The sequence below is a fragment of the Micrococcus endophyticus genome (assembly GCF_014205115.1).
GTDB classification, from domain to species: Bacteria; Actinomycetota; Actinomycetes; order Actinomycetales; family Micrococcaceae; genus Micrococcus; species Micrococcus endophyticus.
Genome location: NZ_JACHMW010000001.1, coordinates 444,659 through 459,661, shown reverse-complemented (window position 1 = coordinate 459,661; position 15,003 = coordinate 444,659). Strand labels below are relative to the sequence as shown.

Sequence of the window (15,003 nt, the reverse complement as noted above, 5' to 3'; positions counted from 1 at the left end):
ACGTCCCGGCCCTCGGCTCAGGCCGGCGGGTCGGCGAGGCCGGCGGGCAGGGCGGCGACGGCGGCCGTGGACACCACGGACAGCGACTGGGTGGCCCGGGTCATCGCCACGTAGAGGTCGCCGACCACGCCCCGCGCGTCGTCGACGAGGCGCTCGGGAGCAGCCAGGACGACGGCGTCGAACTCCAGGCCCTTCGTCTCCCACGGCGTGGCCACCACGATCTCGACGCCGGGCAGCGGCGCGGTGTCCACGCGGGCCCGGCCCCAGCGCTCCCGCAGCGCTGCGAGCAGCTCCGGCGCGTGCGCGGCCGCGGTGATGACCGCGACGAGCCCCTCCGGCACCCGGTCCCGCTCCCCCGCGACGGCGTCCAGCGTCAGGGCGACGAGGTCGGCTCCCGGGCGGACGGTCAGCCGCGGGGCGTGCTCGCCCTCGCGGACGGCGCGCGGCCGGGAGACCTCCAGGCCGGCGGCCTGCGCCACCTGGGACGCCCAGCGCATCACGCGCGCGGGCGAGCGGTAGTTCACCGTGAGCTCCTCGAGCCGCCAGCGGTCGCCGAACTCGGGCTCCAGCACCGACGCCCACGAGCCGGCGGCGTCACGCCGCGAGGACTGGGCGATGTCGCCCACGATGGTGAAGGACTTCATGGGGCAGCGCCGGGCCAGCAGCCGCCACTGCATGGGCGAGAGCTCCTGGGCCTCGTCGACCACCACGTGGCCGTACGTCCAGGTGCGGTCGTGCGCCGCCGTCTCCGCCGTCGTGCGCCGCACCGCCCGGGCCTCGTTGGCCGCGGCCAGCTGCTCGGCGTCCACCACGCCGTCCACGCCCATGTCCGCGAGGGTCTGGTGCATGTTCTCCAGGGAGGCCCGCGCGTTCTCCAGGTTCCGCTCGTGCTGGGCGGCCGACTCGCCGCCCTTGACGGGGGCCTCCAGCCGGCCGAGCAGCTCGGCCGCCTCGTCCAGCAGCGGCACGTCCGCCTCGGTCCAGGGGGCGTCCGCCGGACGCAGCAGCGCGCCGACCTCCCCGTCCGAGAGCCACGGGGCCGCCGCGCGCAGCAGGTGCTCTCGCGTGAGCAGGTCCCCCACGAGCTTCTGCGGGGTCAGCGGCATCCAGCACAGGTTCAGGGCGACGCGGACGTCGCGGGAGGTCCGCACGTCCTCGAGGAGCAGGTCGCGCTGCACGGGCGCGCCGGAGGACTTCTCCAGCTTCTTGCTCAGCTTCTCCGCCAGCTCGCGCACGAGGATCTTCACGAACGTCACGCGGGCCTCGTTGTGCGGCTTGCCCGTGGCGCGCGCCCGATCCCGGGCCCGGCGGACTGCGGCGGGCTTGAGCTTGACGGCGGTGCCCTCGATCATGAGTCGGCGCGGCTGCGCGAGCAGGCGCTGGCGCTGGGCCACCGCGTGGGCGATCACCTGCGCCATCTCGAGGCGGCCCTTCACGGCCGCGGCGTCGAGGTCCCGCTCCGGACCGGCCTGCACGCCCGGCATGAGCGTGCCGAGCGAGGCCATGATGACGCCGGTCTCGCCGAGGGAGGGCAGCACGCGCTCGATGTAGCGCATGAACGCCGTGGACGGGCCCACGATGAGCACGCCGGAGCGCGCCAGCCGCTCGCGGTGGGTGTAGAGGAGGTACGCGGCGCGGTGCAGAGCGACGGCGGTCTTGCCCGTGCCGGGCCCGCCCTGGACCACCACGGCGCCCGCCAGGGGCGCGCGGATGACCTCGTCCTGCTCGGCCTGGATGGTGGCGACGATGTCCCCCATCCGGCCCGTGCGTCGGGCGGTCACCGCGGCCAGGAGCGCGCCCTGCGCGTCCGCGCGCACGCCCTCCTGCCCCAGCAGGTCGGGGTCGAGGACGTCGTCCTCGAGGTCGCGCACTTCGCGGCCGCGCAGCATCAGGTGACGACGACGGCGCACGCGGCCCCGGTGGGCCGCCGTGGCCTGGTAGAAGGCGCCGGCCTCCGCGGCCCGCCAGTCGACGAGGAGCCGCTCGTGCTCCTCGGTGGTGAGGCCGATCCGGCCGATGTACCGCTCCTCGTCCGGATCGCCGGCCCGCTCGGGGTCCAGGTCGAGGCGTCCGAAGACCAGCCGGTCGTCCACGGCGAGGAGCTGGGCGAGGCGGTCCTCGTAGAGGCTCGCGAAGGCGTCGCGCTCGGAGTGGTTCTGCAGCGAGCCCTCGAGGCCGGTCCGGCGCACCGCCGCGAGCTGGCGCTCCTTCTCCTCGCGCAGCGCGTCGAGCCGGGCGTACCGCTCGGCCACCCGGGCCCGCTCGAGCTCGAGCTCGGACTGGCGGACGGACACGGCATCTGTCATCGGGAGGTCCTCGCGGTGCTGTCGGGGGCGTGCCGCGCCGCGGCGCACCCGGGGAAAGTGACCACCCATGCTACGCCGACCCCGGTGAACGGCGGGTGACGCGGCCGCGTCCCGCAGATCCCCGCACCCGGCGGGACCTGCGGGACGGGCTCAGCGCGCGTCGACGACGGAGCCGGGGGTCTGCGCCCAGCGGCGCAGCGGCTCCAGGGTCCGCTCGAGGGCCTCGACCTGCGCGGCGACGGCGGCGGGGGCGGTGCCGCCCTGGGCGTCGCGGGAGTTCAGCGAGCCCTCGGTGCTGAGCACCTCGCGCACCTGCGGCGTGAGCGCCGGCGAGATCGCCGCGTACTCCTCGTCCGTGAGGTCCCACAGCTCCACGCGGCGGGCCTCGGCGGCCTTGACGGCCTCCCCGGAGAGCTCATGAGCCTCGCGGAACGGCACGCCCTGGCGGACGAGCCACTCGGCCACGTCGGTGGCGAGGGCGAAGCCCTGCGGCGCCAGCTCGGCCATGCGCTCAGTCTCGAACTCGAGGGTGGCGATCATCCCGGACACGGCCGGCAGGAGCAGCTCGAGGGTGTCGGCCGCGTCGAAGACCGGCTCCTTGTCCTCCTGCAGGTCGCGGTTGTAGGCCAGCGGCATGCCCTTGAGCGTCGCCAGCAGCCCCGCCAGGTCGCCGATGAGGCGGCCCGACTTGCCGCGGGCCAGCTCGGCCACGTCCGGGTTCTTCTTCTGCGGCATGATCGAGGAGCCCGTGGAGTAGGCGTCGTGCAGCTTCACGAAGCCGGCCTCCTTCGTGGCCCAGAAGATGACCTCCTCCGAGATCCGCGAGAGGTCGACGCCGACCATGGCCGCCACCCACGCGAACTCCGCGTACACGTCGCGCGAGGCGGTGCCGTCGATCGAGTTCCACACGGCGGAGTCGAAGCCGAGCTCCGCGGCCACGGCCTCCGGGTCCAGCCCCAGGGAGGAGCCGGCCAGGGCGCCGGAGCCGTAGGGCGAGACGGCGGTCCGGGCGTCCCAGTCCACGAGCCGCTGCAGGTCGCGGGCGAAGGCCCAGGCGTGCGCGAGCAGGTGGTGGGAGAGCAGCACGGGCTGGGCGTGCTGCAGGTGGGTGCGCCCCGGCATGGGCGCGTACGGATGCGCCTGCACCTGGGAGAGCAGCGCGTCCACGGTGGCCACGAGGCCCCGGGCGATGATGCGCGCGTGGTCGCGCAGGAACATCCGGCCGAGGGTGGCCACCTGGTCGTTGCGGGACCGGCCGGCGCGCAGACGGCCACCCAGCTCGGGCCCGGCGCGCTCGATGAGGCCGCGCTCGAGGGAGCCGTGCACGTCCTCGTCGGAGTCCGCCGGGGCGTAGGCGCCGGAGCGCACGTCCGTCTCGAGCCGGTCCAGGGCGGCGATCATCCCCTCGAGGTCCTCGGCGCCGAGCAGGCCGGCGGCGTGCAGGACCCGGGCGTGGGCGCGCGAGCCGGCGATGTCGTAGGGGGCCAGTCGCCAGTCGAAGTGCGTGGACTTGCTCAGCGCGGCGAGCGCCTCGGAGGGGCCCCCGGCGAAGCGGCCGCCCCACAGGGCGCCCTCGTTGGTGCCGTGCCGGGCCTCGGGGTTCTCGGTCATCGTGGGTCTCCTCAGGTTCGGGGGTGACAGCACGACGGCGGCCGCCCGGTCATGGGCGGGCCGCCGTCGTGCGCGGGTGCCTTGCGGGTCAGCTGTTGGCCAGGCGGGCGACGTCCTTGAGGTCGTCGCCGCCGCGCAGGCGCTGGTCCCGCTCCGAGGCCGTCTTGGCGGACAGGCCGAAGATGTCGATGAACCCGCGCGCGGAGGACTGGTCGAACGAGTCGCCCTCGTCGTAGGTGGCGAGGTTGAAGTCGTACAGGCCGGTCTCCGAGCGGCGGCCCTGGACGGTGGCCCGGCCGCCGTGCAGCTCGAGGCGGATCTCGCCGTTGACGTGTTCCTGGGTCGCGTCGATGAACGTGTCCAGGTTCCGCTTCAGGGGCGAGAACCACTGGCCGTCGTAGACGAGCTCGGTCCAGCGCTGGTCCACGGTCTTCTTGAACCGGGCCTGCTCCCGCTCGAGGGTGACGTTCTCGAGCTCACGGTGGGCGGCGATCAGCGCCATGGCGCCGGGGGCCTCGTAGATCTCGCGGGACTTGATGCCCACGAGGCGGTCCTCGACGATGTCGATGCGGCCCACGCCCTGGGCGCCGGCGCGGCGGTTGAGCTCCTCGATGATCTCCAGGGAGCTCAGCGCGCGGCCGTCGAGGGCCGTGGGGACGCCGCGCTCGAAGGCGATGGTCACCACGTCCGGGGCGGGCGAGAAGGCGGGGTCGTCCGTGTAGTCGTAGACGTCCTTGGTGGGACCGTTCCAGATGTCCTCGAGGAAGCCGGTCTCGACGGCGCGGCCCCAGACGTTCTGGTCGATCGAGAAGGGGTTCTTCTTGGTGGTGACGATCGGCAGCTCGTTGCGCTCTGCGTAGTCGATGGCCTTGTCACGGGTGAGGGCGAGGTCGCGCACGGGCGCGATGCACTTCAGGTCCGGGCCGAGCGTCTGGATGGAGACCTCGAAGCGCACCTGGTCGTTGCCCTTGCCGGTGCAGCCGTGCGCCACGGTGGAGGCGCCGAACTGCCGGGCCGCGGCCACGAGGTGGCGGGAGATGACGGGCCGGGAGATGGCCGAGACCAGCGGGTACGCGTCCATGTAGAGGGCGTTGGCCTTGAGCGTGGGCATGCAGTACTGCTCGGCGAACTCGTCGCGCGCGTCCGCCACGTACGCCTCCACGGCGCCGCAGTCCAGCGCGCGCTGGCGGATGGTCTCGAGGGACTCGCCGCCCTGGCCCACGTCCACGGCGACGGCCACGACCTCGGCGCCGGTGGCTTCGGCGATCCAGCCGATGGCCACCGAGGTGTCCAGGCCGCCCGAGTAGGCAAGGATGATGCGTTCCTTCACGTTCTCTCCTCTTATATAGGGTGCGTCTCCGACAGCGGCCGGGCGGCCTGCGGAGGCGGTCTCGGAGCCGATCCTACTCGCGTTTCGAATAAGTATGCAAACTTCCGAATATTTGGGCGGGCCACGCTCCCCGACCGGCCGCCGCAACCTCCCCCGCGGCCTGACCGAGACCTTCTTCCACCACCCGGATCACGGCCGATCGCGACCTGGATCACAGGAAGGACACGGCGCCGTGACCTGCGGGACGCCGACCGTCCACAGGTCGCCGGAAGATGTCCTGCGCAGATTTCGGCCCTCGGGTGGACGAATCGACCCCGATGAGACGATCCGCTTGACGTGATGTCCTCTCACGACCGATTCGAGACGGACAGGCCAGAGATCGCCCGCGCTCGATTTGACGCGAGGGGGGTCGGCGTCGTTGACTCTTCCGTAGCCGATTCGTGATCGAACCGTGATCTGACCGAGAGGTCGGGAAGCGGGACCGGCCACGAGATCGAACTCACTCTGACGGTCGCCCGCTGCTGGGTCGTCCCGAACCGCCGGAGGACATGACCCGACCAAGGAGAAGGACGACCCCGGTGCGCCCCGGCCGCCGATCAGCGAGGACTCGCCATGGACACCATGACTCTCTTCACCTCCACCCGCACTCGCCGCACCACCGCCTCCGTCGCCGCCGGCATGACCCTCATGGGCGCCGCCGCCGTGGGCTTCTCCGCTCCGGCCCAGGCCGCGACCGAGGAGACCTGGGACGCCATCGCGTTCTGCGAGTCCACCAACCGCTGGGACATCAACACCGGCAACGGCTTCTACGGCGGCCTGCAGTTCACCCTGTCGTCCTGGCAGGGCGTGGGCGGCCAGGGCTACCCGCACCAGGCCTCGAAGGCCGAGCAGATCAAGCGCGCAGAGATGCTCCAGGACCTGCAGGGCTGGGGCGCCTGGCCCAAGTGCGCCGCCGGCCTGACCCAGGCCGACGCCGACGCCACCGACGCCGCGCCGGTCGCCGTCGAGCGCACCTCCTCCGTGCAGCGCCAGGCCGCCGCCGAGCAGGCTGCCGCTGAGGAGGCCGCCGCCGAGCAGGCTGCCGCTGAGGAGGCCGCCGCCGAGCAGGCTGCCGCTGAGGAGGCCGCCGCCGAGCAGGCTGCCGCTGAGGAGGCCGCCGCCGAGCAGGCCGCCGCCGAGCAGTGGGCCGCTGAGCAGGCCGCCGCCGAGCAGGCCGCCGCCGAGCGTGCCGAGGCCAAGCGTGCCGCCGCCGCCGAGAAGGCCGCCGCCAAGAAGGCCGCCGCCGCCGAGCGCGCCGCTGCCCATCAGGCCGCCGCCGAGCAGGCCGTCGTCGCCGAGGCCGAGACCATCGTCGTCAAGGCCGGTGACTCCCTGTGGAAGCTCGCCGCCGAGCACGAGGTCGAGGGTGGCTGGACCGCCCTCTACGAGGCCAACAAGGACACCGTCTCCGACGCCGCCATGATCTACGTCGGCCAGGAGCTCGTCCTGCCCCAGGCCTGAGACGCCTGACCGGTCGTCACCGGTCCACGATGAAGGCCCCCGCCACGGCGGGGGCCTTCGTCATGCCCGGCCGGCATCGCGCCAGTCCACGAGGGGCGGCGGCTAGGCTGGTGCACCGACCGACCCGCCGACGGGGTGCAGACCCCAGTGCCGCAGGCCCCTGAGCCACAGTGCCGCTGGCCCCAGTGCCGCTGGCCCCAGTGCCGCAGGTCCGCAGGTCCGCCCAGCAGCAGAGCACGCCGAGCACGCCGAGCACGCCGAGAGGAGCGCCCCATGTCCGCCCCCGCCCTCGCCGTGCCCCGTTCCGCCGTCGCCGGCCCTCGCGCCCGGCGCCGCCCGCTGGCCGTGGGGGCCGCCCTCTGCCTGGCGCTGGCCGGCTGCGCCGCGCCCGGGGTGCCGGCCGGGGAAGACCCGGACACGCTCGGGGGGCGGTGGACGGAGCTGAACGAGTCGCTGGACTCCGCCCGCTCCGTGGCCGTGACGGCCCGATGGGCCCGGCCCGCCGCCGTCGTCACGCTCGCGGGCTCGCTCGAGGCCGACGGCGCCTACCGGGGGACATCGACGGGAGCCGAGGGGGCCGTGGAGGCGGTGCACGCCGACGGCGTCACCTACCTGCGCGGCGAGGGCGCCGGGGACGCGCTGGACGGGGTGGACCCCGGGCGGTGGCTCGCCCTCCCGGGGCCGGCGCAGGACCTGGTCTCCCCCGCGGAGCTCATCGCGCAGGTGCGCGCGGAGCTGCCCGACACGCTCGCCCCGGAGGACGCGGCCGTCGAGGGACGCGAGGTCACCGTGGACGGCGAGCGGCTCGAGCTGTTCTCGGGGGTCCGTCTCGACGGCGCCGGGCCGGTCGACCTCTATCTGGACGCCCGGGGACGGCTGGCGCGCGTCGCGCGGTCCGCCGATGCGACGGCCGACGCCACGGCGGCTCCGAGCTCAAGGTCTGGTGCGGCACCCACCTCGAACGCCTCCCCGGACCCGGCGGGCGCCCTGCTGCCGCGCGTCGAGTCGGTCGACTTCGACGACTGGGACGCGGTCCCGCCGGTGGTCGCCCCGCCGGCCGCGGACGTCTGGGACCGGCCCGGGCTCTGACCGTCGCCCTGGACGACGCGCCGACCACGGCGTCCGGCGGCCTGGACCGCCGGACGCGGGCTCAGCCGGCCAGGCCGAGCAGGTGCGCCGCGACGACCGGCGCGGCGGACACGCCGGTGGTGATGAGCAGGATGGTGTCGTCGCCGGCGATCGTGCCCATGACGTTCTCCACGCGCGCCTGGTCGATGACGCTGGCGAGGAACTGCGCGGCCCCGGGCGGGGTGTGCAGCACCACGAGGTTCTCCGTGGGCTCGGCGGAGATCAGCAGCTCCCGGGCCATGCTGGACAGCCGGCTGAGCTGGGCGTCGGAGCCGCGGCCGGGCAGGGCGCCGTCGTCGCCCTCGGCGGGCAGCGCGTAGACCATCCCCCCGGGCCCGCGCGTCCGCACCGCGCCGAGGTCCACGAGGTCGCGCGAGAGCGTGCCCTGCGTGACGGAGAGCCCGCGGTCGCCCAGGGCGTCCGAGAGCTCGGCCTGGGACCGGATGCCGCGCGTGGCCAGGATCTCCCGGATGGCCGCCTGCCGGGCCGTCTTGGTGGTGGGGACCGCCATCAGCGCGGATCCTCGGCGAGGCCGGAGCGGTAGAGCAGCCAGGCCATCAGCGCCTTCTGGGCGTGCAGGCGGTTCTCGGCCTCGTCGAACACCACGGACTGCGGGCCGTCGATCACCTCCGCGCTCACCTCGTAGCCGCGGTACGCAGGCAGGCAGTGCAGGAAGATCGCGTCGCTCCCCGCGCGGGCCATGGCGGCCGCGTCCACCTGGTAGTCCCGGAACAGGGCCAGGCGCGCCTCCTTCTCGTCCTCCTGGCCCATGGAGACCCACGTGTCCGTCACGACGACGTCGGCGCCGTCCAGCGCCTCCGCCGCGTCCGTGGTCACCAGGACCGAGCCGCCGGTCTCGGCGGCCCGCTCCTGCGCCGCCGCCACCACGTGCTCGGCCGGCAGGTGCCCGGCGGGCCCGGCGATGCGCACATGCATGCCCGCCGTGGCGCAGCCCAGCAGGTAGGAGTGGGCCATGTTGTTCGCGGCGTCCCCGAGGTAGGCCAGCACGCGGCCCTGCGTGCCGCCCAGGTGCTCACGGACGGTGAGCAGGTCGGCGAGGATCTGGCACGGGTGGTAGTCGTCGCTCAGGGCGTTGACGACCGGCACGCGGGAGTGGGCGGCCATCTCCTCGAGGCCGGACTGGGCGAACGTGCGCCACACGATGATCCCGACCATGCGCTCGAGCACGCGGGCGGTGTCCGCCACGGACTCCTTGTGGCCCAGCTGCGACTCCCCCGGGTTCACGATCAGGGGGCTGCCGCCGAGCTCGGCGATGCCGGCCGCGAACGAGACGCGCGTGCGCGTGGAGGTCTTGTCGAAGAACACCACGCCCGTGCGGGGGCCGGCCAGCGGCCGGTGCGCGAACCGGTCGGTCTTCATCTGCGCGGCCAGGTCCAGGACCTCGGCCTGCTCCCCCGGGGTGAGGTCCGTGTCCACGAGGAAGTGGCGCACGGCGGCGGGGGCGGGGGTCGGGGCGGGGGTCACGAGGGGTCTCCTTCGGTGGTGGCGGCGGCCACGAGGGCGGGCAGCAGCTCGACGAACCGCTCCAGATCCTCGGCCGCGATGACGAGAGGCGGGGCCAGGCGCAGGGTGTCCGGGCCCGTGGCGTTGAGGATCCAACCCGCCTCGAGGCCCGCGGCGACGACGGCGGGCGCCAGTCCGCCGTCGGGCACGGGGCCGCGCGGCGCGGCGAGGTCCACGCCGATCCACAGCCCGTGGGCGCGCACGGCGGCCACCTCGGGCAGGTCGGCCAGCAGCTTCGCGGCGCGCTCGCCGGCGGCCCGCACGTGCTCGAGCAGGCCCTCGGAGCGGATCGTCTCCAGGACGGCCAGCCCCGCGGCGGTGGCCAGCGGGTTGCCGCCGAAGGTGGTGCCGTGCTGGCCCGCCGAAAGCAGACCGGACACCTCGGGGCCGACGCACACCAGGGCGCCGATCGGCACGCCGCCGCCCAGGCCCTTGGCCAGGGTGAAGGCGTCCGGCAGCACGGGGTCATCCGAGCCGGTCACGGAGGGGTTCTGGAAGCCGAACCAGGTGCCGGTGCGGCCCATGCCGGACTGGACCTCGTCCAGGATCATGAGGGCCCCGGCCTCGCGGGTGAGGGCGCGGACCTGGGCCAGGTAGCCGACGGGCCAGCCGTGCACGCCGGCCTCGCCCTGGACGGGCTCGAGGACCACGGCGGCCACGGTGGCGCCGGAGGCGTCCGGGGCGAGGGCGGCCCGCAGGGCGTCGACGTCGCCGCCGGGCACGTGCTCGACGCCCCCGGGCAGCGGCTCGAAGGGCGCCCGATAGGCCTCCTTGTGGGTGAGGGCGAGCGCGCCCATGGTGCGCCCGTGGAACGCCCGCTCGAGGGCGATGACACGGGTGCGGCGGCCAAACGGGTCCTGCCCGCCGTGGCGCCGCGCGAGCTTGAACGCGGCCTCGTTGGCCTCCGTGCCCGAGTTCGCGAAGAACACGGTGGAGCCGGCGGGGGCGTCGGCGACGGCGAGCAACTCCTCGGCGAGCCGGATCTGGGGCTCGGACGTGAACAGGTTGGACACGTGCCCGAGGCCGGCGATCTGCTCCCTCACGGCGCGCACCACCGCCGGGTGGGCGTGCCCGAGGGAGTTCACGGCGATTCCGGCGAGCAGGTCCGTGTACCGGCGCCCGTCGGCGTCCCACACGTGCACGCCCTCCCCGCGCACCAGCACGCGAGCGGGACGGCCGAACACCCCGGTCAGGGAGTCCGCGTAGCGCGCCAGCAGCGCGTCCTGGGTGGTGCTCATGCGTCCTCCTGCACGGTCGTGGGGGCGGGGCGGCCGGCCGTGTCGGCGTCGGGCACCACCTGGGTGCCGACGCCGGCCGAGGTGAAGACCTCCAGCAGCATCGAGTGGGGGCGGCGCCCGTCCACCACGTGGGCGCGCTGCACGCCGGCGTCCACGGCGGCCAGGCAGGCGGCCATCTTGGGGATCATCCCGGAGGCCAGGGAGGGCAGCAGCGCCCGCAGCTGGCCCGCCGTCAGAGAGCTGATGAGCGAATCGCGGTCCGGCCAGTCCGCGTAGAGGCCCTCCACGTCCGTGAGGAGCACGAGCTTGGCGGCGCCGAGGGCGGAGGCGAGCGCGGCGGCCGCGGTGTCCGCGTTGACGTTGAGCACCTGCCCGGTGGGCTCGCCGTCGTCGTCGATCTCGGGGGCGACCGACGAGACCACGGGGATCCGCCCGGAGCGGACCACGTCGAGGATCGCGGTCGGGTCGACGCCGGTGACCTCGCCCACGAGGCCGAGGTCCACCTCCTGCCCGTCCACCACGGCACCGGTGCGGCGGGCGCGCAGCAGCCCCGCGTCCTCGCCGGAGAAGCCGACGGCGTAGGGGCCGTGGGAGTTCACGAGGCCCACGAGCTCGCGGCCCACCTGGCCGGTGAGGACCATGCGGACCACGTCCATGGCCTCCTCGGTGGTGACGCGCAGCCCGCCGCGGAACTCGGACTCGATGCCGAGCCGGTCCAGCATCGCGTTGATCTGCGGGCCGCCGCCGTGCACCACCACGGGGTGCACGCCCACGTGGTGCAGGAAGACGACGTCCTCGGCGAAGGCCCGGCGCAGCTCGTCCGAGACCATCGCGTTGCCGCCGTACTTGATCACCATGACCGAGCCGGCGAAGCGCTGGATCCACGGCAGCGCCTCGATGAGGACCTCCGCCTTGGACTCGGCACGGTCGAGCCGGTCGGCGGCGGAGAGGACGGGTGCGGCGGCCGTCGTGACGGGGTCGGGCTGAGGGCTCGATGACTGGCTCATGGGGGCGGTCCTCACGTGGAGTAGGCGGAGTTCTCGTGCACGTAGTCGTGCGTCAGGTCGTTCGTCCAGACGGTCGCCTCGGCGTCGCCGGCGTGCAGGTCCACCTCCACCAGCACCTCCCGCGCGGACAGGTCCACGAGGGCGCGGTCCTCCCCCACGCCGGAGGCGCGGCACACCTGGACGCCGTTGAAGGAGACGTCCAGCGCATAGGGGTCGAAGGCGGCGACCTCCTCGGGGACGGTGCCGACGGCGGCGATGACGCGGCCCCAGTTGGGGTCCTGGCCGAAGATCGCGGCCTTGAACAGGTTGGAGCGGGTGACGGCCCGGGCCACGGCCTCGGCGGCGTCCTCCGTCTGCGCCCCGTGCACGCGCACGGCGACGTCGTGCGCGGCGCCCTCGGCGTCCGCGACGAGCTGGCGGGACAGGTCCGCGCACACCTCGTGCAGGGTCGCGGCGAAGGCCTCGGGGTCCGGGGCGACACCGGCGGCGCCCGAGGCCAGCAGGATCACCGTGTCGTTGGTGGACATGCAGCCGTCCGAGTCCACCCGGTTGAAGGTGGTGCGCACGGCGTCCTTGAGGGCGGCGTCGAGCACGGCGGCGGGCACGTCCGCGTCCGTGGTGATCACGCAGAGCATGGTGGCCATGCCGGGGGCGAGCATGCCCGCGCCCTTGGCCATGCCGCCCACGATGAAGCCCTCGCCGCGGGCCTGGGCGGTCTTGGCCACCGTGTCCGTGGTCTTGATGGCCACGGCGGCGTCCTCGCCGCCGTCCGCGGACAGGGCGCCCGCCGCCGCGGCGACGCCCGCGAAGAGCCGCTCGCGGTCGAGGCGCTCGCCGATCAGCCCCGTGGAGCACACGAGCACGTCCCCGGAGGAGACTCCGAGGGCCTCGGCCGCGTGCTCCGCGGTCGCGTGCGCGTCCTGGAAGCCGGGGGTGCCGGTGGCCGCGTTCGCGCCGCCGGAGTTGAGCACCACCGCGTCCGCGCGGCCGTCCGAGACGGCCTGGCGCGACCACAGCACGGGGGCGGCGGCCACGCGGTTGGCGGTGAAGACGGCGGCGGCCGCCCGGCGCGGGCCGTCGTTGACGACGACGGCCACGTCCGGCGTGCCGGAGGCCTTGAGGCCGGCGGTGACGCCGGCGGCGCGGAATCCCTGGGCTGCGGTGACGCTCACGGTGCGACCCCCTGCTGCTCGAGCCCCGCCTGCTCCGGCAGGCCCAGGGCGATGTTCATGGACTGCACGGCGCCTCCGGCGGTGCCCTTGGTGAGGTTGTCGAGGGCCGCGGTGACGATCACGCGGCCGGCCCGCTCGTCCACGGCCAGCTGCATCTGCACGTGGTTGGAGCCCAGGACGGACTTCGTCGCCGGCCACAGCCCCTCGGGCAGGAGGTGGACGAAGCGCTCGTCCGCGTACGCCCGCTCCCAGGCGCCGCGCACCGCCGCCGGGTCCGCGCCGGGCCGCAGCCGCGCCGTCGCCGTGGCGAGGATGCCGCGGGCCATGGGGGCCAGGGTCGGGGTGAAGCTGATCTGCACCCGCTCCCCCGCGGCCTGGGTGAGCCCCTGCTCGATCTCGGGGGTGTGGCGGTGGCCGCCGCCCACGCCGTAGGGGCTCATGCCGCCCATGACCTCGGAGCCGAGCAGGTGGGGCTTGGCGGCCTTGCCGGCGCCGGAGGTGCCCGAGGCCGCGACGATCACCACGTCCTGCGGCTCCAGCAGCCCGGCCGCGAAGCCGGGGGCCAGGGCGAGGATCGAGGTGGTGGGGTAGCAGCCGGGGACGGCGATGCGCCGCGTGCCGGCCAGGCGCTCGCGCTGGCCCGGCAGCTCGGGCAGGCCGTACGGCCACGTGCCGGCGTGCTCGGAGCCGTAGAAGGCCTCCCAGTCCGCGGCCGACTCGAGGCGGTGGTCGGCGCCGGCGTCGATCACGAGGGTCTCGGGCGAGCGCTCGGCGATCTGGGCCGCGAGCGCGCCGGAGGCCCCGTGGGGCAGGGCGAGGATCACGACGTCGTGCCCGGCGAGCACGTCCGCGGTGGTCTCCTCGAGGACGCGGTCGGCGAGGGAGTGCAGATGGGGCTGGAGGGCGCCCAGGCGCTCGCCCGCGTTGGAGTGGGCGGTGATGGCCCCGACGGCGACGTCGGGATGGCCGGCGAGCAGGCGCAGGGCCTCTCCCCCGGCGTATCCGCTGGCCCCGGAGACGGCGACGGTGTGAGTCATGCACCCACCCTAGCCGATATATGCAACGTGCGGCATATGTATGCGTAACCCGTCGCCGCCGGTGCCCCGATCGTAGACTGAGGCCATGCCCCACGCCAGCAGCCCCGCCGTCCCCCGCACCCACCACGCCGTCGTCGTCGCCGAGACCGGCGGCCCCGAGGTCCTGCGGTGGACGCAGGCCGACGTCCCCGCCCCCGGCCCGGGCCGGGTCCTGGTGCGCACGGCCGCCGTCGGCCTGAACTACATCGAGACCTACCAGCGCGCCGGCGTGTACCCGATGGACCTGCCCTTCGTCCCCGGCACCGAGGCCTCCGGCACCGTGGTCGGGCTCGGCGAGGGCGTGGACCCGACCCTGCTCGGCGCCCGGGTCGCCACCGCGACGGCGCAGGGCGCGTACGCCGAGCACTTCACCGCGCCCGCGGACCGGCTGCTGACCGTGCCCGAGGGCGTGGACCTCGCCGACGCCGCGGCGCTGCCGCTGCAGGGCATGACGGCGCACTACCTGTGCCGCTCGACCTTCCCCGTCGAGGAGGGCCAGACCGTGGTGGTGACGGCCGGCGCCGGCGGCGTCGGGCTGCTGCTGACGCAGCTGGCCGCCGCGCGCGGGGCCCGGGTGATCACCACGGCGTCCACCGAGGCGAAGCGGGAGCTGTCCCGCGCGGCGGGTGCCGCCGCGGCCGTGGACTACCCGGAGCTGGCCGCGACCGTCGACCGCCTCACCGACGGGCACGGCGCGCACGCGGTGTTCGACGGCGTCGGCAAGGACACCTTCGAGACGTCCTTGCGGGTGCTGCGGGTGCGGGGCACGCTCGTGCTCTTCGGAGGCGCCTCCGGGCAGGTGCCGCCCTTCGACCTGCAGCGGCTCAACGCCGCGGGCGGGCTGTACGTCACCCGCCCCTCCCTCGTGCACTACACGCGCACCGAGGAGGAGACCCGCGGCCGCAGCGACGAGCTGTTCGCCGCGTGGGCCGCCGGGGAGCTGGACGTGCGGATCGGCGAGCGCATCCCGCTGGCCGAGGCCGCCGCCGCCCACGCCGCCCTCGAGTCCCGGGCGACCACAGGCAAGGTGCTGCTCACCCTCGGCTGAGCCGCGCGCCCGGCCGGCCTTCCGCCCGCGGCCGCGGCGCGGCGGGGCGCCGCGGGCGGCCCC

At 74.9% G+C, this 15,003-nt stretch carries 12 protein-coding genes; 3 read left to right on the top strand and 9 right to left on the bottom strand.

Going from position 1 to position 15,003, the window contains the following annotated elements; translation table 11 throughout:
• Positions 1 to 17: 17 nt before the first annotated feature.
• From HDA33_RS02170 to HDA33_RS02160, 3 genes are all read right to left on the bottom strand, one after another.
• Entirely contained in the window at positions 18 to 2,306 is a 2,289-nt protein-coding gene (locus HDA33_RS02170; protein WP_184170446.1) for a HelD family protein, read from the bottom strand.
• Between the two features lie 150 nt (positions 2,307 to 2,456).
• Entirely contained in the window at positions 2,457 to 3,917 is a 1,461-nt protein-coding gene (gene argH / locus HDA33_RS02165; RefSeq protein WP_184170443.1) for an argininosuccinate lyase, read from the bottom strand.
• Between the two features lie 88 nt (positions 3,918 to 4,005).
• Positions 4,006 to 5,247 carry an argininosuccinate synthase gene (locus tag HDA33_RS02160; RefSeq protein WP_017488686.1) on the bottom strand — a complete coding sequence of 414 codons (1,242 nt, stop codon included), beginning with the start codon at positions 5,245 to 5,247 and terminating at the stop codon, positions 4,006 to 4,008.
• A gap of 612 nt (positions 5,248 to 5,859) precedes the next feature.
• Between HDA33_RS02160 and rpf the strand changes: the two genes are divergently transcribed.
• Complete coding sequence (rpf, locus tag HDA33_RS12850; protein WP_184170440.1) at positions 5,860 to 6,747, top strand: resuscitation-promoting factor Rpf; 888 nt, start codon at positions 5,860 to 5,862, stop codon at positions 6,745 to 6,747.
• Between the two features lie 273 nt (positions 6,748 to 7,020).
• A complete protein-coding gene (locus HDA33_RS02150) occupies positions 7,021 to 7,836 on the top strand; it encodes a hypothetical protein (RefSeq protein WP_158494435.1) in 816 nt (271 codons plus the stop codon).
• A gap of 61 nt (positions 7,837 to 7,897) precedes the next feature.
• Here HDA33_RS02150 and HDA33_RS02145 read toward each other — a convergent pair whose 3' ends face one another.
• Genes HDA33_RS02145 through argC form a run of 6 tightly spaced genes read right to left on the bottom strand, consistent with a single transcriptional unit; the run spans position 7,898 to position 13,853 of the window.
• Entirely contained in the window at positions 7,898 to 8,386 is a 489-nt protein-coding gene (locus HDA33_RS02145) for an arginine repressor (RefSeq protein WP_158494434.1), read from the bottom strand.
• Positions 8,386 to 9,360, bottom strand: a complete 975-nt coding sequence (gene argF / locus HDA33_RS02140; RefSeq protein WP_184170437.1) for an ornithine carbamoyltransferase — start codon at positions 9,358 to 9,360, stop codon at positions 8,386 to 8,388. The genes HDA33_RS02145 and argF overlap by 1 nt, the downstream gene beginning before the upstream one ends.
• Entirely contained in the window at positions 9,357 to 10,637 is a 1,281-nt protein-coding gene (locus tag HDA33_RS02135; RefSeq protein WP_184170434.1) for an acetylornithine transaminase, read from the bottom strand. The genes argF and HDA33_RS02135 overlap by 4 nt, the downstream gene beginning before the upstream one ends.
• The gene (argB, locus tag HDA33_RS02130; RefSeq protein WP_184170431.1) at positions 10,634 to 11,644 is read right to left on the bottom strand and encodes an acetylglutamate kinase; all 1,011 of its coding nucleotides are present in this window, start codon (positions 11,642 to 11,644) and stop codon (positions 10,634 to 10,636) included. Before argB ends, HDA33_RS02135 begins: the two co-directional genes overlap by 4 nt.
• Before the next feature lie 11 nt (positions 11,645 to 11,655).
• Positions 11,656 to 12,816 carry a bifunctional glutamate N-acetyltransferase/amino-acid acetyltransferase ArgJ gene (argJ, locus tag HDA33_RS02125; RefSeq protein WP_184170428.1) on the bottom strand — a complete coding sequence of 387 codons (1,161 nt, stop codon included), beginning with the start codon at positions 12,814 to 12,816 and terminating at the stop codon, positions 11,656 to 11,658.
• Positions 12,813 to 13,853: an N-acetyl-gamma-glutamyl-phosphate reductase gene (gene argC / locus HDA33_RS02120; RefSeq protein WP_184170425.1), complete on the bottom strand. Its 1,041-nt coding sequence runs from the start codon at positions 13,851 to 13,853 to the stop codon at positions 12,813 to 12,815. The genes argJ and argC overlap by 4 nt, the downstream gene beginning before the upstream one ends.
• An 85-nt stretch (positions 13,854 to 13,938) precedes the next feature.
• On the opposite strand from argC, the gene HDA33_RS02115 reads away from it, so the two are divergent.
• Positions 13,939 to 14,940: a quinone oxidoreductase family protein gene (locus HDA33_RS02115; RefSeq protein WP_158494429.1), complete on the top strand. Its 1,002-nt coding sequence runs from the start codon at positions 13,939 to 13,941 to the stop codon at positions 14,938 to 14,940.
• Positions 14,941 to 15,003 lie beyond the last annotated feature (63 nt).

Bases quoted from the DNA above. Each gene is read 5' to 3' on its own strand.
- HDA33_RS02170 (WP_184170446.1), bottom strand. From the start codon at position 2,306: ATGACAGATGCCGTGTCCGTCCGCCAGTCCGAGCTCGAGCTCGAGCGG.
- HDA33_RS02135 (WP_184170434.1), bottom strand. From the start codon at position 10,637: ATGAGCACCACCCAGGACGCGCTGCTGGCGCGCTACGCGGACTCCCTG.
- HDA33_RS02115 (WP_158494429.1), top strand. From the start codon at position 13,939: ATGCCCCACGCCAGCAGCCCCGCCGTCCCCCGCACCCACCACGCCGTC.
- argH (WP_184170443.1), bottom strand. From the start codon at position 3,917: ATGACCGAGAACCCCGAGGCCCGGCACGGCACCAACGAGGGCGCCCTG.
- HDA33_RS02145 (WP_158494434.1), bottom strand. From the start codon at position 8,386: ATGGCGGTCCCCACCACCAAGACGGCCCGGCAGGCGGCCATCCGGGAG.
- argC (WP_184170425.1), bottom strand. From the start codon at position 13,853: ATGACTCACACCGTCGCCGTCTCCGGGGCCAGCGGATACGCCGGGGGA.
- argB (WP_184170431.1), bottom strand. From the start codon at position 11,644: ATGAGCCAGTCATCGAGCCCTCAGCCCGACCCCGTCACGACGGCCGCC.
- HDA33_RS02150 (WP_158494435.1), top strand. From the start codon at position 7,021: ATGTCCGCCCCCGCCCTCGCCGTGCCCCGTTCCGCCGTCGCCGGCCCT.
- rpf (WP_184170440.1), top strand. From the start codon at position 5,860: ATGGACACCATGACTCTCTTCACCTCCACCCGCACTCGCCGCACCACC.